Source organism: Mucilaginibacter rivuli, from assembly GCF_019391655.1.
GTDB lineage: Bacteria > Bacteroidota > Bacteroidia > Sphingobacteriales > Sphingobacteriaceae > Mucilaginibacter > Mucilaginibacter rivuli.
The window spans coordinates 89,631-111,410 of record NZ_JAHXPQ010000002.1 but is presented as its reverse complement, the minus strand read 5'-3'; the positions used below and the strand labels follow the sequence as shown (position 1 = coordinate 111,410).

The 21,780-nt window shown below is 49.0% G+C and carries 14 protein-coding genes; 3 read left to right on the top strand and 11 right to left on the bottom strand.

What is annotated here, in order from left to right; all coding sequences use genetic code 11:
- Positions 1–275: 275 nt before the first annotated feature.
- From KXQ82_RS04555 to KXQ82_RS04545, 3 genes are all read left to right on the top strand, one after another.
- Complete coding sequence (locus tag KXQ82_RS04555) at positions 276–10,325, top strand: cadherin-like beta sandwich domain-containing protein (RefSeq protein ID WP_219486980.1); 10,050 nt, start codon at positions 276–278, stop codon at positions 10,323–10,325.
- Positions 10,326–10,328: 3 nt separating this feature from the next.
- Positions 10,329–11,282, top strand: a complete 954-nt coding sequence (locus KXQ82_RS04550) for a PorP/SprF family type IX secretion system membrane protein (protein WP_219486979.1) — start codon at positions 10,329–10,331, stop codon at positions 11,280–11,282.
- A 64-nt stretch (positions 11,283–11,346) separates the two neighbouring features.
- On the top strand, positions 11,347–11,880 hold the full coding sequence (locus KXQ82_RS04545) for a hypothetical protein (protein WP_219486978.1): 534 nt from the start codon (positions 11,347–11,349) through the stop codon (positions 11,878–11,880).
- 145 nt (positions 11,881–12,025) lie between these two features.
- Here the strand turns inward: KXQ82_RS04545 and KXQ82_RS04540 are convergent, their stop codons facing one another.
- The 11 genes from KXQ82_RS04540 to KXQ82_RS04490 form a co-directional block, all read right to left on the bottom strand.
- On the bottom strand, positions 12,026–12,358 hold the full coding sequence (locus KXQ82_RS04540) for a helix-turn-helix domain-containing protein (RefSeq protein ID WP_219486977.1): 333 nt from the start codon (positions 12,356–12,358) through the stop codon (positions 12,026–12,028).
- 39 nt (positions 12,359–12,397) lie between these two features.
- Positions 12,398–12,691, bottom strand: a complete 294-nt coding sequence (locus KXQ82_RS04535; protein WP_219486976.1) for a hypothetical protein — start codon at positions 12,689–12,691, stop codon at positions 12,398–12,400.
- 13 nt (positions 12,692–12,704) lie between these two features.
- Positions 12,705–13,604, bottom strand: coding sequence for a hypothetical protein (locus KXQ82_RS04530; protein ID WP_219486975.1), 900 nt, complete (start codon positions 13,602–13,604; stop codon positions 12,705–12,707).
- A gap of 66 nt (positions 13,605–13,670) precedes the next feature.
- Positions 13,671–14,804 carry a conjugative transposon protein TraM gene (locus KXQ82_RS04525; RefSeq protein WP_219486974.1) on the bottom strand — a complete coding sequence of 378 codons (1,134 nt, stop codon included), beginning with the start codon at positions 14,802–14,804 and terminating at the stop codon, positions 13,671–13,673.
- Positions 14,805–14,886: 82 nt separating this feature from the next.
- Positions 14,887–15,504 carry a conjugative transposon protein TraK gene (gene traK / locus KXQ82_RS04520; protein WP_219486973.1) on the bottom strand — a complete coding sequence of 206 codons (618 nt, stop codon included), beginning with the start codon at positions 15,502–15,504 and terminating at the stop codon, positions 14,887–14,889.
- A gap of 159 nt (positions 15,505–15,663) precedes the next feature.
- The gene (gene traJ, locus KXQ82_RS04515) at positions 15,664–16,776 is read right to left on the bottom strand and encodes a conjugative transposon protein TraJ (protein WP_219486972.1); all 1,113 of its coding nucleotides are present in this window, start codon (positions 16,774–16,776) and stop codon (positions 15,664–15,666) included.
- Positions 16,777–16,785: 9 nt separating this feature from the next.
- Positions 16,786–17,430, bottom strand: coding sequence for a TerB family tellurite resistance protein (locus KXQ82_RS04510; RefSeq protein WP_219486971.1), 645 nt, complete (start codon positions 17,428–17,430; stop codon positions 16,786–16,788).
- A gap of 108 nt (positions 17,431–17,538) precedes the next feature.
- Complete coding sequence (locus tag KXQ82_RS04505) at positions 17,539–18,183, bottom strand: hypothetical protein (protein ID WP_219486970.1); 645 nt, start codon at positions 18,181–18,183, stop codon at positions 17,539–17,541.
- A 51-nt stretch (positions 18,184–18,234) separates the two neighbouring features.
- On the bottom strand, positions 18,235–18,918 hold the full coding sequence (locus KXQ82_RS04500) for a conjugal transfer protein TraI (RefSeq protein WP_219486969.1): 684 nt from the start codon (positions 18,916–18,918) through the stop codon (positions 18,235–18,237).
- Between the two features lie 10 nt (positions 18,919–18,928).
- Complete coding sequence (locus KXQ82_RS04495) at positions 18,929–19,315, bottom strand: hypothetical protein (protein ID WP_219486968.1); 387 nt, start codon at positions 19,313–19,315, stop codon at positions 18,929–18,931.
- The gene (locus KXQ82_RS04490) at positions 19,312–21,777 is read right to left on the bottom strand and encodes a TraG family conjugative transposon ATPase (protein WP_219486967.1); all 2,466 of its coding nucleotides are present in this window, start codon (positions 21,775–21,777) and stop codon (positions 19,312–19,314) included. The genes KXQ82_RS04495 and KXQ82_RS04490 overlap by 4 nt, the downstream gene beginning before the upstream one ends.
- Positions 21,778–21,780 lie beyond the last annotated feature (3 nt).

Genomic DNA, 21,780 nt, shown 5'->3' with positions numbered 1-21,780 from the left:
TCAGGGTTTTTTGAGAGGATTTTATAGGAAGCGAAGTAGGCTGGCACCCTAATTTTGGTACAACCAATAAAGATGGCGCGTTCGCATTTATTCGTGCGACCGGTGCTTTCCGATTAAAACCGATTTATAGCCATGAGATTAAGAATCACAGCCTTGTTGCGGAAATTTTGCGCTTGGGTAGCAGGCGGTGTACTGCGGGTACACGTTCTGCGTGGATATCAAAGTCCCGGCACGCCCTTGTTTGCCTTTTAACCAATTAAACCAACTATTGATTTATGAAGAAAATTTACCCCGTATTTTTATTCCTTTTGTTGCTCGCAAATGTGAACGGGGCTTTTGCCCAGGCACCAGTGATCAGCTCTTTCTCGCCAAATACCGGCGCTATAGGAACAAGTGTTACCATTAATGGAAATAATTTCAGTACGACTGCCAGCACGGTTAATTTCGGCCCGGCAAAGGCTACCATAACGTCAGCTTCAGCGACACAACTTATTGTGACCGTTCCGGCGGGGGCGACCTACCAGCCGATCTGCGTAACAGCCAGTAATTTGACCGGATATTCGGCTTTACCTTTTGACCCGGGTTTCGCTTCGAAAAAAAGCACCTATGCGCCCGCTGATTTTGATAATCCGATATTAACCGATAACGGCGCAGGTACTTATCCAAGGATGTCAGTGGCTGGTGATTTTGACGGCGATGGTTTCACCGATCTCGCTGTGGTCAATCCGACAGGCGGTAATATTACCATTTACCTCAACAACCCGGCTTCACCCGGCACTTTCACAGCGGCACAAACGTACGCAACAGGGGGAACGGCCGGCATATTTATTACCACCGCTGATCTTAATGGCGATGGTAAACCGGACCTGATCACTGCTAACAGCACCTCTAACAACGTATCTGTTTTATTAAATACTTCAACAGGTTCGGGAAGTGCCAATATCAGTTTCGCTTCACCGGTGTTATTGGCTACCGGAAGTATCCAACCTTTTTCCGTAGCGGTTAATGATATTGATGGTGACGGCAAACCGGAAATCGCAGCCTGCGGTTCATCCAATAACGTTTATGTTTTTCAAAATAAAACGTTGGCAACCGGAGCTGCTATCTTTTCAAATGGCGTAACTTTCAGCACCGGCAGTGGCAGTTTGTCAGCAAACTTTGTGACCATGGGAGATATGGATGGTGATGGCAAACCTGAACTCGTGGTTGTAAATGGTGTGGTGAGCAACAGTACGGGTATTAGTTTCTATATCTTCCGAAATGCAATGGCATCGGCAGGCACGATAGCAACTGCTACGTTTGCCTCGCCGATATCTTTTCTTTCCGGCATTTCCAATCCGATCTGTAACGGGATCGCTCTTGGTGACCTCGATGGCGATGGTAAACTTGACGTGGTCGTTTCTAATACCCATACCAACAACCTCAGCGTATTTAGAAACAACAATACAGGGACAGGGACATTCTCTTTCGATGCTGTTGTGATCTTCGCCACAGGAGCGGGCGGTTCCTTTGGCCTGCCTGTGATCAGTGATATCGACGGTGATGGGAAACCGGATATCGTGGCCAATAACAACGGCGCAACAACCATATCTATTCTCCACAATAACTTCACGAGCGGAGCGATCAGTGCAAGTTCTTTGATTAAAACCGATCTTCCGAATGCGGGTGCGTCGCCGGGTTTCCCGACGGTGGCAGATCTCGACGGTGATGGCAGGCCGGACCTGGTCATCGGTACCTCATCAACTTCCAATACAAAATTCTCCATTTTTCACAATAACCCCGCGATCCCGTTAGTAACCACTATTACGCCTTTAAACGGCACTGTGGGCTCATCGGTGACAATTAACGGGAACTACGGATTTTCTATTCTACCCGCTAATAATATCGTTTGGTTCGGCGCGACAAAAGCGACTGTTACCTCCGCGACCAGCAATAAACTGACCGTTACCGTGCCTTCAGGCGCCAGCTATCAACCCATCTCCGTCCTGAATAGAACAGTACCAACCAGGGGGCTGAGCGCTTCCTCGGCATTAACCTTTAACCCTACTTTTACCTCCCTGAATAGCATCAGCCCGGCTGACTTTGATCCCAAGGTGGATATCGCGGCCACCGGAACCGGCCCATTACAAATCCTGACCGGGGACCTTGACGGCGACGGACTGGCCGATATGGTCGTAGCAAATCAAACAACCCGTACCGTTTCGATCTATATACATACCAATCCCACTGCAGGCTATGCTACCGCATATCCGTCCACCCCAAATTACACCCTGACGCCAACAGGCGGTACCACTCAGGCAGTTTATATCGCTTTAGGCGATCTCGACGGAGATGGTAAGCTTGACCTGGTGATGAGTGGATCGGTAGTTAGTTCTACTAATACTTCTCTGGTCTATCCGACCTCGACGGCCACAACGGGTAATTTATTTGGCACGCCACTGAATGTAAGCAGCGCAGGCGCTGTAACAGCCATTGCCATTGCCGACCTGGATGGAGATGGGTTAAATGACATCGCATTCGCCGGTGCAAGTTCAAATTCGCTCAGCTTATTACGAAATACCTCCACGAATGTATCGACGGGCGGTGTTTCAACACAAACTTTCAGTTTCGCGTCCAAAGTTGATATCAATCCAGGTCTATCTGCGAATGCACTCGGTTTGGCGGTAGGCGATATCGATGGCGATGGTAAACCCGATCTTGTAATCAGCAACAACAGTTCAAGCGTAGGTCAGGTAGGGATCCTGCGCAACGTTATCGCAGCCCCGGGAACGGCGCTTTCTGCGACCAACGGCACATCCTTTGTGTATCCTACTGTTGCAGCCAATACGATTATCGCCGGCAATTTCGCAACTACAGGCCCTAATAACATCACTTTAGGCGACCTTGACGGCGATGGAAAGATCGATGTGGCGGTAACTTTAAGGGCAGGTTCTGGCGTGGGCCTGTTACGCAATACATCAACGTCTAATAATTTCACATTTGACCCATTGGTAATATTGAATACAGGGTCCGCACCTAAATCCGTGTCGATCGCGGATATGGACGGTGATGGCAAACCCGACCTTATAGTTGGCAATAACGGAACATCTAAGGTTTCGGTATTGCGAAACGTATCCACAAGTGGCGCTACCCTTTCAACATCGTCATTTGCCACAAATGTCGATTACGCGACAGGAAATGGTACCGGAGTGATTGCTGTTCAGGATATCGACGGCGACAGTAAACCTGATATTCTGGTACCTAATCAGACAGCCAACACCATTTCCATTATTCACAATAATCCATCGACTCCGGTTGTCACTACGTCTACGGGAACGACAAGCTTTCAATCAAATACCAGCTCAACACCGGTAGCGGTAGATGCGGGCGTCACGGTTACCGAGACCAATGGGCTAACACTGGCCAGCGCTACAGTGTCTATTACCACGGGCTTTGTTTCCCCTGAGGATATACTGGCATTTACTAATGATGGTACAACAATGGGAAATATTGCGGGTAGTTATAATAGCACAACAGGGGTATTAACGTTAACATCATCAGGGTCTACAGCCACGCTGGCACAGTTCCAGGCGGCGTTGCGGGCTGTTACATACATTAACGGCAATGCCCAGACCACAACAACCGGTCGTACAATCTCTTTTGTAGTTAATGATGGATATCAAGCCAGTCCCGTTGCCACCAAAGCGGTCGCTATCGTTTCAACCAATGCAACATTAAGCGCTTTATCCCTGGACGCAGGTACATTAACGCCAGCCTTTGATGCCGGTACAAATACTTATACAGTATCTGCGGCGAATAATATTACATCCGTTATTGTTACACCTACCGCAGCTGTTTCTGGCGCTACGGTGAAGGTAAACGGCACCACGGTCGCCAGTGGCACAGCCTCGGCCAGCATTAACCTGAATGTAGGTACGAACATTATTACGATAGTAGTCACTGCTTTAGACGGGACGACCACCAACACCTATATAGTAACCATTGCTCGTGCACCATCTATCGACGCAACCTTATCAGGTTTGGCTTTAAGTGCTGGTACAGTAAACCCAGCTTTCGCATCAGGAACTACCAGCTATACGGTATCGGTAAGTAATACAACGACAAGCATTACGGTTGCGCCAACAGTTAACCAGGCGAATGCCACCGTAACAGTTAACGGTACAGCGGTAACCAGCGGTTCGGCTTCGGGCAGTATCGCTTTAGCGGTAGGCGCAAATACCATCACTACAATAGTAACTGCCCAGGATGGTACAACCACTAAAACTTATACCGTAACTATAACCCGTGCGCAATCCAGCGACGCGACCTTAGCGGCATTGGCCCTAAGCAGTGGAACATTATCGCCAATCTTTGCTTCGGGCACGACCAGTTATACCGCATCGGTAAGCAACGCCACTGCAACAATAACAGTTACCCCAACGGTAAATGAACCTAATGCCACATTAACCGTAAACGGAAACCCGGTAGCCAGTGGCAGTCCTTCGGGCAATATCGGTTTGAACGTTGGGGCCAATACCATCACCACCGCTGTCACGGCACAGGATGGTACAACCATTACATACACTGCTACAATAACAAGGTTTTCTAATGATGCGACCTTGTCAGCTTTCACGGTAAGCGCAGGTGCATTATCTCCAACTTTCGCATCAGGAACCACCAGCTATACTGCATCGGTGAGCAATGCCACAACAAGTATTACGGTTACGCCAACAGTGAACCAGGCTAACGCGGCTGTAAAAGTAAACGGCACATCAGTTACCAGCGGTTCGGCTTCAGGCAATATTAGCCTGAATGTCGGTACAAATACGATTACTATCGTAGTCACCGCTCAAGATGGCACTACGACAAATACCTATACCACAACCGTAACCAGAGCAGCATCAAACGACGCGACTTTATCGGCTATGGCAATAAGTGCAGGTTCGTTAAGTCCAGCTTTCATATCAGGCACCACCAGCTATAATGCATCGGTAAACAACGCAACCACAACAATAACTGTTACCTCAACGGTAAATGAACCTAACGCCACAGTAAAAGTAAACGGAAGCACAGTAGCCAGCGGCAGCGCCTCTAGCAGCATCAGTTTGAACGTTGGTGCCAACATCATCACTACTGTAGTAACAGCACAGGATGGCACCACAACAAATACGTATACCACTACCGTAACAAGGCTTTCAAACGATGCGACCTTATCGGGATTGGTAATTAGTGCAGGTACATTGAACCCAACTTTCGCATCGGGCACCACCAGCTATACTGCATCGGTAACTAATACCACTACATCATTAACAATTATTCCAACATTGAACCAGGCTAACGCCACCGTAAAAGTGAACGGAACCGCGATAAGCAGCGGGTCGGCTTCGGCGAGCATCCCATTATCGGTAGGCACCAATATGCTTACTACCGTAGTCACCGCTCAGGATGGCATAACTACTAATACTTATACTACTACGGTAACCAGGGCAGCATCAAGCGATGCAACCTTATCGGCAATGACAATAAGTGCGGGCTCATTAAGCCCGGGTTTCGCATCAGGTACGACCAGCTATACGGCTACAGTAAGCAACGCCACCACGACGTTAACCCTTACCCCTACGGTAAACCAGGCTAATGCTACTGTAAAAGTGAACGGTACAGCGGTAACCAGCGGTTCAGCTTCGGGCAGTATCACATTATCGGTTGGTACCAATACGATCACTACCGTAGTAACCGCACAGGATGGCACAACTACGCAAACTTATACAACTACCGTAACCCGTGCGGCTTCATCGGATGCGACTTTGTCGGGATTGGCAATAAGCGCAGGCGCATTAAGCCCCGGTTTCGCATCAAGTACGACCAGCTATACGGCATCTGTAGGTAACACGGTCACAACATTAACGCTTACCCCAACCGTAAATCAGGCTAACGCCATTGTAAAAGTGAATGGGACAACGGTAACCAGCGGCTCGGCTTCGGGCAATATCACATTATCAGTAGGTACCAATATCATTACAACGATAGTAACTGCACAGGATGGCACCACAACAGGTACCTATACAATAACCGTAACGAGAGCCGCATCAAGTAATGCGTCACTATCAAATTTGGTACTGAGTACGGGTACCTTAACCCCCACTTTTGCATCAGGCACTACCAGCTATGCGACCGGTATTTCTACCGCCGTACCTTCGATCACGGTAACCCCAACGGTATCGGATGCAACCGCCACGGTAAAAGTAAACGGTACGATAGTAACCAGCGGCACAGCCTCGGGCAATATTACAATGAATACCGGATCGAATACAGTTACCATTGTCGTAACAGCACAGGATGGTACGACGACCAATACCTATACCGTAGTCGTCACAAAATCTTCCTTGTCATCGGTTTCTACATTAAATAACTTGGCCCTAAGCACAGGCACGTTAAGTCCGGGTTTCGCATCGGGCACCACCAGCTATACCACATCGGTAAATAACACTACTACTAGTATTACGGTTAGCCCAACTGTAACGGATGCTGCTTCAACAGTAACGGTAAACGGCACGACGGTAGCCAGTGGTTCGGCTTCGGGCAGTATTGCATTGTCGGTAGGAGCAAATACTATCACTACGGTAGTTACAGCGCAAAACGGGATCAACGTGAGCACTTATACCATTACGGTAACCAGGGCAGTATCAAGTGATCCGACCCTGTCTGGATTAGCAATAAGTGCAGGTTCATTAAGCCCAAGCTTTGCAGCAGGCACCACCAGCTATACCGCATCGGTAAGTAACGCTACCACAATATTAACCCTTACCCCAACGGTAAACCAGGCTAACGCCACCGTAAAAGTAAACGGTACAACCGTAACAAGCGGTACCGCTTCGGGCAGCATCAGCCTGAATGTAGGTACAAATACCATTACCGCAGTTGTGACTGCACAGGATGGTACCACAACCGGAACTTATACCGTAACCGTAACCAGAGCAGCGTCATCCAATAATAATTTGTCTAACCTGATAACCAGCAGTGGTACACTATCACCTTCGTTTGCAGCGGCTACCAACAGCTATACCGCTATAGTAAGCGGCTCAACAAGTTCGATAACCCTTACACCAACTACGGCTGATGCTACCGCCACTGTAACTGTAAACGGCACAACGGTAACCAGCGGCGGCACTTCGGGCAGTATACCACTGAGTTTGGGCACTAATTCGATCAGTATTATGGTAACTGCTCAAAACGGTGCAACCAATACTTATACCTTATCGGTAACCCGGCAGAATATACCGCAAACCATTACCTTTAATGCGTTAACACCCGTAACCTATGGTGCAGTTGATTTTGCGCCGGGTGCTGCCAGCACGAATACAGGTATTGCCATTACCTATGCCAGTAGTAATACAGCAGTAGCCACCATTACAGCAGGCGGGCTGATCCATGTGGTAGGGGCAGGCAGTACGAATATCACGGCATCACAAATTGGGGATGCCACTTATGCCGCCGCTACGCCGGTAGCACAGGCTTTAACAGTAAATAAAGCAGCATTATCCATTACTGCGGATAATCAAAGTAAGAACTATGGCGCCATTAATCCTGCTTTAACAGCCAGTTATAGCGGTTTTGTAAACGGCGATACGAATGCCAGCTTAACCTCTCAGCCAACTATAAGCACAACTGCGGTAACAGGCAGTGCGGCGGGTACTTACCCGATCGCCGCGAGCGGAGCGGCCAGTAATAACTATAGCATCAGCTATACCGCAGGTACATTAACAGTAAACAAAACTGCTTTAACCATTGCTGCGAGCAATGCGTTAAAAACGTACGGCGCTGCTAACCCAACACTGGCAGTGACGTATAGCGGTTTTGTGAATGGCGATACCAATACCAGTTTGACTGCACAACCAACCATTACAACCACGGCTGTAACAGGCAGTGCGGCGGGTACTTACCCAATCACCGCAAGTGGAGCGACGAGTAATAACTATACCATCAGCTATACCGCAGGTACATTAACAGTTACCCAGGCAAGCTTAACCATAGCGACAAGAAATGCCACTAAGATATACGGTGCAGCTAACCCAACCTTGGCGGTAACCTATACCGGTTTTGTAAACGGAGATACGAATACCAACTTAACCACTCAGCCAATCATCAGCACAACGGCTGTAACAGGCAGCGCGGCGGGTACCTATCCGATCACGGCAAGCGGCGCGGCAAGTAATAACTATAGCATCAGCTATTCAGCGGCTATTTTAACCGTTACCCAGGCAAGCTTATCCATAGCGGCAAGCAACGCCACCAAAGTATACGGTGCTGCCAACCCAACTTTGGCGGTCACCTATAGCGGTTTCGTGAACGGTGATACGAATAGCAGTCTGACCACGCAGCCGACTGTTGCAACGACAGCGGTAGGAAGCAGCGCCGTCGGAACATACCCGATCACAGTAGGCGGCGCGGCAAGTAATAACTATAGCATCAGCTATACCACAGGCACATTAACCGTTAGCCAAGCCACACTTACGATCGTGGCAAGTAATGCCATCAAAGTATACGGCGCAACCAATCCAACATTAGGAGCGACCTATACCGGCTTTGTGAACGGCGATACGAATGTCAGTTTAACCGTTCAGCCAACCATTACAACCACAGCGGTAACCGGCAGCGCGGCGGGTACCTACCCGATTACCGCAAGCGGCGCGGCAAGTAACAACTATAACATCAGCTATGCAGCAGGTACATTAACAATTACCCAGGCAACACTGACCATCGCGGCAAGCAATGCCACTAAAGTGTACGGCGCTGCTAACCCAACATTGGGGGTAACCTATACCGGTTTTGTAAACGGAGACACGAATGGCAGCTTAACCGCCCAGCCAATTATTACAACCACGGCGGTAACCGGCAGCGGGGTAGGCACTTACCCGGTAACAGTAAGCGGCGCGGCAAGCAATAACTATAGCATCAGCTATACAGCAGGTATATTAACAATTACCCAGGCAACACTGACCATTGCGGCAAGCAATGCCACTAAAGTGTACGGCGCTCCTAACCCAACATTGGGGGTAACCTATACCGGATTTGTAAACGGCGATACGAATGCCAGTTTAACTGCCCAGCCAATTATTACAACCACGTCGGTAACCGGCAGCGGGGTAGGCACTTACCCGGTAACAGTAAGCGGCGCGGCAAGCAATAACTATGCTTTTAGTTATACAGCAGGTGTGTTAACGGTAAGCCCTGCAGCGTTGATCATAGTGGCCAATAACCAAACCAAGGTCATCAATACTGCTAACCCGGCATTAACAGCAGCCTATATCGGTTTTGTGAATGGTGATACCAACAGCAGCTTAACTACACAGTCAACATTGACAACTACGGCAACATTGACCTCGCAGGTTGGCACCTACCCCATTACAGTAAGCGGAGCATCATCGCCAAACTATAGCATCAGCTATACACCGGGTACCTTAACAGTAACGGCATCAGGGAACGCCAGCCTGGCTAACCTAACTGTCAGCGCCGGTAGCTTGAGCCCGGTATTTGCCCAAGCGACAACAAGCTACACTGCAAGCGTATCGAACGCGGTCGCATCAATTACCTTAACCCCAACCACCGCCGATCCTACATCTACTGTAAAAGTGAATGGTGTAATCGTAATCAGCGGCACTACCTCGCAAAATATACCATTGGTGGTTGGTCCGAATATCATTACTACGCTCGTAACCGCACAAAATGGTACAACGGTAATCACCTATACCACCACAGTAACCCGTGCGCCATCCAGCAACGCGAATTTGGCTAATCTGACCATCAGTAACGGTATACTTGCCCCGGCCTTTGCACCATCGACTTATGTATATACTACGCTGGTTGACAATACGGTGAGCCAGTTTGCGGTTACGCCAACATTGGCCGATGCAACAGCAAGCATTCTGATCAACGGACAACCGGCAGCAAATGCTAACCAGAGCGGTTTGATCAACCTGCTGGTCGGCGATAATATCATTACCGTATTTACAACCGCGCAGGATGGTATTACCAAACTGACTTATACGCTTACTGTGCACAGGGCAACAGCACCGGATGCCATCAAGCCAAACAATATCCTGTCACCTAACGGCGATGGTAAGAACGATGCCTGGATAGTGAAGGATATACAATCGTACCCGAATAATAAAGTGACCATTTACGATAGGGCCGGGCGTGTGATATATACCAAAAACACCTATACCAATGACTGGACCGGAACCTTCCAGGGATCGCCATTGGCTGAAGGAACGTATTATTATGTGATTGACTTGGGTACGGGGGATGCGCCGCTAAAAGGTTTTGTAACCATACTTAGACAGCGATAGTTTATGAGTAAAGATAAAAGAATAAAGAGCAAAGACATGACAAATTATATCAGCATAAATAAGATCGCCATAGTTAGCATACTATGTATGGTGCTTATTCTAGGTATCCAGCAGGCAAGCGCCCAATTAACCGGCATGCAAACCATGTATTACCAAAATCAGTACCTGGCTAACCCGGCAATGGCAGGTATGGAGCAAGGCCTGAATATCAACCTGGGTTATCAGCAACAATGGACAAGCGTGCCCGGAGGTCCTAAGCTGCAGAATTTCACTGCGGATTATAACTCGGGAAATAATGTAGGCCTCGGTTTGAATGTCAGTGGCGACAATGCCGGGTTGATCAATCGTACAAGGGTAATGGGTACCTATGCCTATCACCTGCCATTGAGCGATAAAGATGATAAGCTAAGCTTCGGTTTATCGTTAGGTATAAACGATACCTATATCGATTATACGAAAGTGAACGGCGACCAGGGTGATGTGGCCGTGCAGAACTTTAATCAGCGCAGTATTTACGTTGACGGCGACTTTGGGATATCATACACCGGCCGGAAGTTTACCGCTCAGGCAGCGCTGCCGAATATGAAGACCTTGTTCTTCAGCAATGACAACAACAATAACCTTGAGGTTGACCGGGCAACTTTCTTTACCGCATTAAGCTACAAAATTCATGCTGACAACGGCATCAGTAATTACACCCTGGAACCCAAGATTGCGTATCGGGGAGTTAAAGGTTTTGACAACATCCTGGATGCCGGAGCGCAGATGACGATGAACGACTATAACATCAACTTTGGTGGAATGTATCATACCAATAAGAGTTTTACCATCACCTTTGGGGTAAACCTGGCAGCGATGGATATCATGGCAGCTTATAGTAACAATACAGGCCCGCTAAGTGTTTATGCCAACAACACTTTTGAGTTTGGGATAAAATTGAAAATGTTTAACAAATAAACACCGGTTTGCTGTAATAGTTAATAGTCAGAACCTAAACTTTAAATATTAATATTAAGTTACAATGAGCGACAAAGAAGAATGGATAAAACCGGAAATGAAAATATTAAATACCGGAATTACAAAAGAGCAATGTTTAAAACTATCTGAGCATGACGCTATGAAACATTTAAACGACACCCATATTAAACAAACAGATACATCAACGATGAAGAAAATTATTACCGTATTATTTATCGTAAGTAGCTTGACGACAATATCGCATGCGCAGCAAACAGCCAGGGTCAAACAAACCCCTCAGGAGCAGGCAGCCAAAGAATGTAAGGCCCTGAAAAAAAAGCTTGACCTAACCGATGAACAGGTGCAAAAGATTACCGCCATTTTTGCGGAACGGGATACTAAAATTGCGGATGGCAAGGGATTACCCGAAGCGGGAAGTGTGATAAAACAGGCCGATGAAGATGCCAATAACCAGGTTGATGTGTTGCTGACCCCGGATCAGAAAAAAATATTCGGCCAAATGGTTACTGATAAAAAATCAAAAAAAACTACCCAAAAATTCCTTATACCCAATAGCAAAGCAAAAAAGAGGTTTTAAGTTGTTATATTATTTAAAAGAAGAGGCGATCATGTTGATGGCCTCTTCTTTTAATGCGCTTATGCAATGGTTGAACAACTCTTTAACTTGAGGGCTTAAACAGGGCCGATTATGGGAGATAGGCATCGTTTCAAACTCAGCTTTTTTAAGGTTTTCTCCGTCTGACACTGTGTTTAAAGTCCATTTTTTTTATCATTTCTAAAGCAGTGTCCCTTCGTCCCCCTTTTACCCAGTCAGTCAGTTCCGATTTGTAAAAATAGAGCCGCTTGCCCCTTTTGTTGACCGGCACTTCGTTTCGGCAAACCTTACTGTACAGCGTTGGTACGGCAAGGTCAAGAAAGTCAGCGGCCTGCTTTATTGTCAGCAGATCTTCGGACTGACACTGAGATTGCCCGGTTAGCAAATGCTCAATACGTTCAACTTTCTCTAAAAGTAATGCAACCGCGTCCGGAAGTTGTTCGAAAGTTATCTTTTCCATGGTCATTACCTTCAAAAAATCAGCTGCTGAGGAAAAAAATTAACCGCATTTAACGTTTAAGAAAACTTTGCTGCGGTTATTCCGCTTATAAGAACGTTCGTAACGGATATAGCCCATCTCGTTCAGGTCGTGTAAGCATTTCAGGTAGGTCGCCCGGGCTGAGATTTTCGCCTTTTCCATGATCTCGTGGCTAAAAGCCATCACTGGATTTTCGAAACCTTGCTCCTGCCAGCAGTGGAGCAGCACCGCGTACAACCCAATATGGGCGACACTGATGCGGGCATCATTGCTGATGGCTTCAAAAAATCCCGATAATGGCCTGAATTTTTCCACGGGTAGACCTCCTTTAAACGCGGATGCCCGGTTTCCTGGCCTTTGCTAAATTGGCCTTTTGCTCGTCGCCGACTCCGGCTTTTTGGCTTTCCTTTTTATCGGCTTGTTGGCTTTGCTCCTTTTGGTCCGGCCCTGGGGATACCTGTTGCTGCTGCTTTGCGCCATCCTGTTTGCCTTGCGCCTGCCCTTGGTTTTCCGTTTGTGCCAGCTTTTGCTTTTCAACCGGTTTGACGATCAGGCTCTGGCCGTTGCTATCGTAAAAGTCGAATCGTTGCATGCGTGGATTGGCAGCCACGGTCGCTTTGACCTCCTCCTCCCCTTTCATGACCGTTACATTAACCTTATTGCCTTTTTGCATCGAAGCCAGTAAACGGGCTTTATCATATGGTTCCGCCAGTTCTTTGACCGGGTACCTGTTCAGCTCCTTTTCGTGGTTCCAGAACATCGTCTTCGGCAGGAAATTGCCGTATTCATCGCTCTCCTTAAAATTAAGGCCCTTCCAGCCCAGGTAGGTATCCCCTGTTGGTACCATTTTGATCTCCCCATTCACCTCCTTTGGTTCTACCTTGGGCTGTTCCCGGTAAGCAAAGCGCCCGTCCATCATGTTGTACCTTTCCTGCAAGGTATAATTGTATTGCTGGCCGACAAAAAAGGTCTGCTTCAGGTCTTCTTTCCCCCCCTGCTTCAGCGTCACGTCGAAGCGGTTAAAAAATGTCAGGTCCTTTTGCTGGTCATCCCCTTTGGAAAAATACAACACGCTGTCAGTCTGATCTTTGCCGAACTGACGGGTATGGGGCAAAGAGAATTCTTTCAGCCCCTGCTCCATTTTCTCTTTCAACGGTTGGGCGATCTCTTCGCCGAAACCCATGTAAAGCAACTGGTTCTTTACATAATCATAGCTTTGTTCATTCATGATCTTTAAATGTTAATGGTTAATTTTTCGTTATAAAGCAGCCGGGATATTTCCGGGCCTAAGATCTCATCGGCCCGGTATAAAGCTGTTGTTTTTGTTCACCCTAAGCAATAAAGGGTGGCCATCCTTCAGCTTGGCTTTGATGCGTTTCACTTTTTTTGAAAAAAGCCCTTTGGCGGTATTCAACCCCGCACCGGCGAGCTGTGCGGTCACCGACGGGTCGAGGCTCATGAATTCCACGCCCTGTACACCACTAGCCGCCCCGTCTTTCATCGCGTCCCCCGTAACCGCTTCCGGGACATCGATGCCCTCGAGACCGTCGTTCCTATCGTACACAGTGAGGTCGACAGGCAGTATCGTGTTACCGATTCGGATAATCTTGAGGTTGAGCGTCAGGCGCTGGTTATACAGCATTCCTTTACCATAGATCAACTGGCCCTTGGGGATCAGTTGCCCGCTTAGCGTGACCGTATCCAGAATTTTAATACGCACCACGCTGCCTTCAGTGATCTTTTGCTTGCCGTCAACGATTGCGGGGATCGCCTTAAATTTCGTGGCCACCGCTGCGCTATCCCCGACACTCTTTTCTTTCACCCTTTCCGGGTGCTGGATATCGAGGATCTTTTCCAGCAGGTTGTTCATTTGCTTCAATTGCGGATCTTCGGATACGACCGGGTTCTTCAGCGGGCTGCTGTAGTCCGCAGCAACCTGCGTCACAGGTTTGTTTTCCAGTGCAGGCTTATTGATCGTCGTTTGCAGTTCGGCCAGCTTTTGGTAAACTTTCGCTTCGTTTGCGGCAGGGTCAGTACCGGCGCCGATCAACCTGGAGGAATGTATCGACCCGGGCAAAGCACTTCCCCTAAGGGTTGGATTCAGCCGGGGAAAATACAGTCCCGCTGTATCTGTATCCGCTTTTGGGTGATAATAGGGATCGGTTTTCATTTGCTGCTTCAGCTTGTCCGAGTCCTGCGCCGCCTTATCATAATAGCTCATTTTGTTCAGCGCGCTGTTATCCTTCAGTTTGGCATCGGGCAAGCTGCTGTTAAAACCTTTTTGGCCGGCTTTGGCGCTGACCTGGTTTCCTTTGCCGCCACCGAGCGCCCAGAAAAGCAGCATCAGGAAAGGGATCACAATCAGTGGCAGCACCAACATCATTTTACGTTGGCGCTCCATTTTGGGGGTAAGCATTGTTGTTTTCATGGTTTCTTTTGTTTGTTTTTGAATGATTCGTTATCGTAACCCGGCAAATTCCCGGGGACGGAAAAAATAAATAGGGCCGGGGTTAACGATTGATCACTTTCATGTCCTTGTTTTCTACCGTCGTCCAGCGCTCGATTAAAAACCCGTGCGGGTTGTTATCACTCCGGGAAACATTCCGCAAGTCCCCCTCTGTGATCAGGCTCCGCGTGACCGTGCTCGTCGTTCGGATGATGCTTTGCGTAGCATAGCAGCGAAAGGCGTAGGGATAGGATCGCAGGTCGACCGACACGCTGTCCACCTGGATCTGCTGGCTGATATTTCCTGCGATAATGTTCGCGTAATACCCGCTCTCCGTCAGGTTATCATATTCCTTCTTGGCAGATCCGTCTGCGAGGTAAAGCGCTTTGCTGAGATTAGCCCGGATAACTTTATCATCCGGGTCAAGCGTGAAAAATAACTGGTGGAATGTCCGGACATGGTCACGGGCCTCGACGGCCACATTATCCTTTCGGTCCGCTGCGACAGCCTCCAGCACCTTGCCATCGTACAGGATGTAAACTTTTTGCTGTATCGCCGAGATCAGGCTCCTGCACTGATAGACCGTATAACATACGATCAGGAAGCTGCCGGCTACGACCGCGATCGTAAATCCCCGGACATGCTGGAATGCGGTCTCGATATTTCTTAATTTCTTGAACATGATTTTTTCTCCTTTTTGATCTGTTTCACCAACCTTGTTTGTCGTATCAATGAATTATTGCCGGTGAGGGAAAAAATAAACGGGTATGGCAGCAACTTTCGTGGCGACCTTTGACGAACTTTGAACCTTCTTTTTCCCTCACCTGCACCCTGTTCAGCCTCAGGTTTTCCCTGATAGTTTTCCACGCATCGGATCCTGTCCGCCTGCGCTTCCGGCAGGGTCCTTTGGTGGCGGTGTTTGGGTCATGTTCTGCATGATCAACCCGCCGACATAGGTCGTGGCCATCGAAGCCAGCGCGCTGGTCTTATTGAATAAAGCGTGCCCGCCGACATTCACGATATAGCCCGCGATACTCGGTACGGTAAAATAACCAACGATACCGATGACCATAAAAATGAGATAGGCCGTATTGGAATTGCCAAACTCGTTTCCCTGGAGGTTGCCGGATTGCTGTAACCGGATCATGTTCTCCTGGATCTTCGCGATGATCGCCCCGAAAATATTCGCCACAGGCAGCCACATGAACACATTGACATACCTTGCGATCCACTGTTTCAAGGTGTGCTGGAACCCGTCGAAAACCGAGAAGCCGAAACACAGCGGCCCTAGTATGGCCAGCACGATGAGTTTGAACGTCCTGATCGTGTCAATGCACAGCGCTGCAGCTTCGAACAGGACGTTCAATAGTTCGGCGATCGCTTTTTTGATCATGTTCTTCCAGCCCCAGCCCGAGAACTGGTCTGCCATATTGGTCGTCGCCGCCGTACCGTTCGTACTTGTCCCGTCCGGGTGGCTATACTGGTACCACTTGTCAGGATCACCGTTCATATTGGTCGTACCCTGCTGGGGGTCGGGTGCTTTTTGCTGACCGTCCAGCATCACGGCGATCGCCTGGTTCGAATTGGTGACCATGCTTTGGGTTGCTGTCACTACAGGCTGTAATACACCGTTCATGAGTGACAATACGGACGGGAAGACCAGGATGCAGAACCCGATCGCGAACGGCCGCAATAAAGGGTAAATATCTACGGGTTCAGCTGATGCCATATGTTTCCAGACCCGGGCAGCGATATACCACAGCGTCGCGAAACCCGCAATACCCCTGGCGACCCCGATCATACCGGAGCACATCGGGATCATCTGGTTATAAAGGCTATTCAATATCCCCTGCAAACTGTGGATGTCATCGGCGACGCCCTGTGCACGGGCGATAGCGGGTGAGCAAACAAGCAGGGCTATCGTTAGGATTGGGATAGTGGTTTTTCTTTTCATGGCTTTCGTTTAATTAATACCATATAAATTTTTGATGTCTCGCTGATCACCCGCGTCCCTTGCCCGCTGTACCGCCACCCGGTAATTGCGGTCATTAAAGCTGCGCAGGAAGGCCAGCTGTCCATGCCCGCCTGTGTAAATGCGGTCGATCGCGGCCAGTCGCTCCGCGTCACTCATGCGCATCTTGCTGTCGCTCATGACCATCGAAAGGTCGTCGAGGTTTTTCAGGCTGGCGCTCACCAGGTTATTGTAAACAGTGAGCATATAGCTCACCTCATCCGGGCTGAAATGCTTGTCCTGCCGGAAACCGGCATACGCCGAATGGTACTCGCTGATCATTGCGCTCTGATCATTGATAATATCCGCGACCCTGGGGTATTTCCGGACTGCCGGGCTGACGATGAGCAAGCCGTCCAGGAATGCTTCGTGAAGGCTGAAATTACCCTGCGACACATCTTTGACAGTGTGGTAACCTTTGCTTAGAACTTCGTACCCCGTATACATTTGAGAAAGGATACTTTTCAACCCGGCGAGTTTCTGATAGTCCAGCGCCAGTTGCTCCGTCAACTGGGCGATGGATTGGGCTTTTCCGGTACGGGGGAACATTCCCGCCGTCAGTAAGCCAATGCAAATAATGATGACTTTCTTTTTCATAATAATGCTTGTTAATGTTTTTGATCTGTTCGATAAAAGAAGAAAAACAGACTAACCGATAGGCCTAAACCATCGCCTTTTTATTTTTTCCCTCACCGGCCAACAGGTTTACCCGATCCCGTATAATTTTTTAAGCTGCTCATTATCCAGCCTGGCCCTTTTCCGGTCGGTCGCCATTTGCCGGCAATGGCTGGTAAACGAAGAAGCGAAGGCCTGCTTATCCTGCATAGCGGCATACACATGATCTACCCTGTCGAGCCGCTGGTGGTCCGTCATCTGCATTTTTCCGGGTGTCAGGACATCGTTCAATTCTGCGATGTCCGTCTTGCACTTGCCCAGCAGGTTCTGATAAACAGCCTTGATATAGGCGATCTCCTGCGGGCTGAGTATTTGCTGTTTTTGCTGCCAGGATAGTTCGGCGGTGAACAGGGTAATGATCTGCTGCTGCAGGTCGGCTACCGCTTTGGCTTTCGGGTTGTTTTTAATGGCTGGGTTCACCTGTTGCAGGGAATTGAAATAGGCCGCATGCAGATCGAAGGTACCACCTTTGAGTTCATGGACAGTGTTCAACCCGCTTTCCGCGATATGATAGCCTGTTTTGATCTCCTGCAGATAGGTTTGATAACCTGCGATCTGGGCAAGCATCAGGTTGGTCTTTGACGACTGTTGGTTAAAGATGCCCTGGGCGTTGCTACCTATGGCAAAGAGACAGGTGAGGGAAAAATATATCAAGGCGCTTTTGAGAGTTTTCATGGTATATGTTTTGACGTTAATATTGATTAGCTTTAAGGTGTGATCTTTCCCCTAATTGATTCCATACATCTGTTTGACAGCTTGCCGGTCCAGGTCATCCTTAGCCCGTTCAAGGCTGAGGGTGACATTCTGGTTATTGTATTGCCGCAAATGATCGAGGTTGGTCTGCATACCCGACGATGCATGGTGCACCATACTTATCCGTTCTGCGTCATCCATCTGCGTTTGGAAGGAATTGACCGCCAGCATCACCTCATCCAGGTTGCGTGCGCTTTCCTGCAGGATGCCGCTGTAAATTTTTTCCATGGCATTCATCTCCGCCGCTGAAAAGTGGCTGTCGCGGTGAAAAAGCGTACTGGCCTGGTGGTATTCATCGAGCAACTGCCTTTGCTTACTGACGATCTTTCGTACCTCGTCATAGCCACTGATGATGGTTTTAACTTTCGCCAGTTCCTGGTAATAATCGCTATACAGGCTGCGCTCTTTATTCAACCACCCTGAAATATCGTTCAGGCTGTTCAGGTGCAAGTTGTTTTCCAGCGAGGCCTCCGCGTTTTGCAGGGCGATGGTCTGGTTCTGTAATTGCTGCACTTTGATATCCAGCGCCGTAATGACCTTTTTGACGGCTGCCGTGACTAAGCTGACGACGGGGATCTGTGCATAAACAGCGTTACCGCTTAGGGAAAAAAACAGGACCGCGAGCGGGCAGATCAGGATCTTAACTTGACTTTTCATGGTTTTTATGTTAGAGTTTTTCGAAAATTTCTAAGGACCGCTCACCGGATTCCGGCCAGTCCTCGAGATACAATTGCCTTTGTGCCGGATCGAAGACGAGGTACCGTTCCCTGCCCAGGGCGATCAGGTGCCCGTTAGAGTGCCATCCGTAAGTGGCCAGGTAGCTTTCTTCCCTGAGCAGGTTGCCGTTAACAAAGTGGCGGTGTGTCACTTTAAAAATGCTGCCATGCGGGTTGATCAGGATCTGCACCGCGTAATCAGCCACTGGCTCGTCTTCGTGCCATTTTCTAACGTAAACGTGTTCCATCGCCTGCTGGCTGGCTGCCTGGTCGTTCCAATATTGCAGGGCCGCGCGAAGGGCGCTCCATAAACTGTCTAATACCTGTTGCTTTTTCATCTGTTCTCCTCCTTATCTGTTTTGTTGTTTGTTTTATCCTGGACCAGCATTTCGATGCCCTTCTCCATGCTGCCGTATTTTTCGGCGTATTCACGCACGACCACCCTTTCTTTCCCTTCGGTGGTATAGGCATAGTATTCTTCCTTGCAGAGCTCATTTTTAAACACCTTCATCTGCTGCCCGCCAAGGTCGATGAAGAGTTCTCGGTTATCCTTATTCACCGATAAAAGGATGGTCTTAGCTTTTTCGCTCATGCCCAGCACATCGGTGAGTTTTTCGATCTTCCCCTGGAACTTGCGCATATCCATCAGGATCTTCACGTCGGCATTGTTGATGATCGCGTCCTTGATGATCGGTGAGTTGATCACATCCTCGAGTTCCTGCGTGGCCACGATAGGTATTCCGTTAAATTTCCGGATGGTCTTAAAGGCGTAGCGCACGAATTCTGCCATACCTGCTTTGGCGATGGCCTTCCACGCCTCGTCGATGGTCAATACTTTACGCACACCCTTCAACTTGCGCATCTTGGAAATGAACAGTTCCATGATCACCAGCGTCACCACCGGGAACAGGATCGGGTGGTCCTTGATATTATCCAGCTCAATGACAATAAAGGGCTGGTTCAGCAGGTCGAGGTTTTCCCTGCCGTTGAGCAGGTAATCGAATTCCCCGCCTTTATAGTAAGGCCGCAACACGTACAGGAAATTGTCCATGTCAAAATTTCGTTCCTTCACTTTGTGCCCTTTCAATACCTCCACATAGCGGGTCTCCAGGTACTCATAAAAAGTGTCGAAACAAGGGAACAAGGCGCCGCCGGCAGCTAAATGCTGATAATATCCCTGCAACGCATTGGAAAGCGCCACATATTCCGATCTGTTGAAACTCTCGTTCTCTTCCTTCCAAAGCGAGATGAGCAAGGCTTTTAAACTTTCCTTCTTTTCGGTATCCAGGACTTCCCCTTTCGCCAAATAAAAAGGGTTGAACCGGATCGGTTTTTCTTCCGTGTACGTAAAATAATGACCTTGTACCAGTTCGCAGAGCCCTAAATAGCTGCCGCCGATATCGATGATCAGGTGATGCGCCCCCTGGTCGAACAGGCTGCGTAAAATATGATTCAGGGTGACCGATTTACCGCCACCGGATGTTCCGATCACCAGCGTGCCCATATTCGAAGTGATCCCCTTTTTACGGGGTTCATCATAGAGGTCAACAAAGACCGGAGTGCCGCCGCGGTCACAGAAACGGATACCTTCTGATTCCGGCGCGCTCTGATAATTGCTCTCCATCGACAGAAAGCAGCAGGCCTGTTCGGCGAAAGTGTCGAAGGTATCGTTCAGCGGGAAGTCCGACGCGTTCCCCGGGATACCGGCCCACCAGATCTGTGCCGCACCGGCGGTCTCCGGCTTCGCTGCGGCATCCATCGCCGCGAGCGCCGAAGCCACCTGGTTCCTGGCATCTTTGAATTGCGTAACATCATCCGACCAGACCAGCACATTAAAATGCGCCTTGACCGGCAGCCTCCCTTGGCTGATGGCTTCGTTCAGGAACGCGTTCGTCGCGTCCAGGCTGATCATATTCTCCCGCGAATAAGCCGAAAGGGATTGCAGGCGCAAACGTTTCTTCTCCAGCTGTTTGAGCGTCGCCTGCGCGTCTCCCACCAGAATGTATTGGTTGTAAATATGGTTGCAGGGCAATAAGAGCCCTAAACCCGCAGCGAAACTGACCGGGAACTTGGTCTTGTCGGTAGAATAAGCCTCATAGGTCATCCGCGAACCGCACATGCCCGGCAGGTTCTCCGCATCACCTAAAGTATACAGCGCCACCTGCCGGTCGCCGATATGGATACCCTCATCGAACCGGATATCTTCATATAAGATGTGGTCTTCCCGATCAACAAGATAGCAATAGCGTTCAATAATGCCGCTCTTTTTGGCCTGGCTTTGTAAGCCGCCGGCATCGATGCGGGTCAATCGGATCAAACGGCTGTCCTCCAGCAGGCGCTTGAACTGCATCGCCAGGTCGAGGAATACCCGCAGTTCGTTGGCACTTAAGGTATCCTGTGGCACCAAAGCAGGCCGTATCAAATTGGAGAACAGCGAACTGGATGGTTTCCGGCCTGATGGTTTCCGGGTCAATAGCACGTAGCAGTCATGCTGAAGGTATGGCCTGCCCCTGAAATAACGGTCACTCGCTTTTTTCAGGAAGCCGGGTTCTTCACCGGCCTTAGCCGGCTGATACGCCCGCTCAATGAACCAGTCCTGTTTGTGCAGGATACTATTTTTCGGTAATACCCTGACCGCTTTGACCCAGGCCTGGTGCAGGGTCTCGTAATCCTCATCCGAAAGTGTGAACAGTTCGGGCAGATCGACCTTGAACGCTATGGTGATATCCCCCTGTTTCGACAGGATACAATCATGCTCGATGCCCATGACCGGCAGTATATCTTTTAACTCTTTTTCCATGTG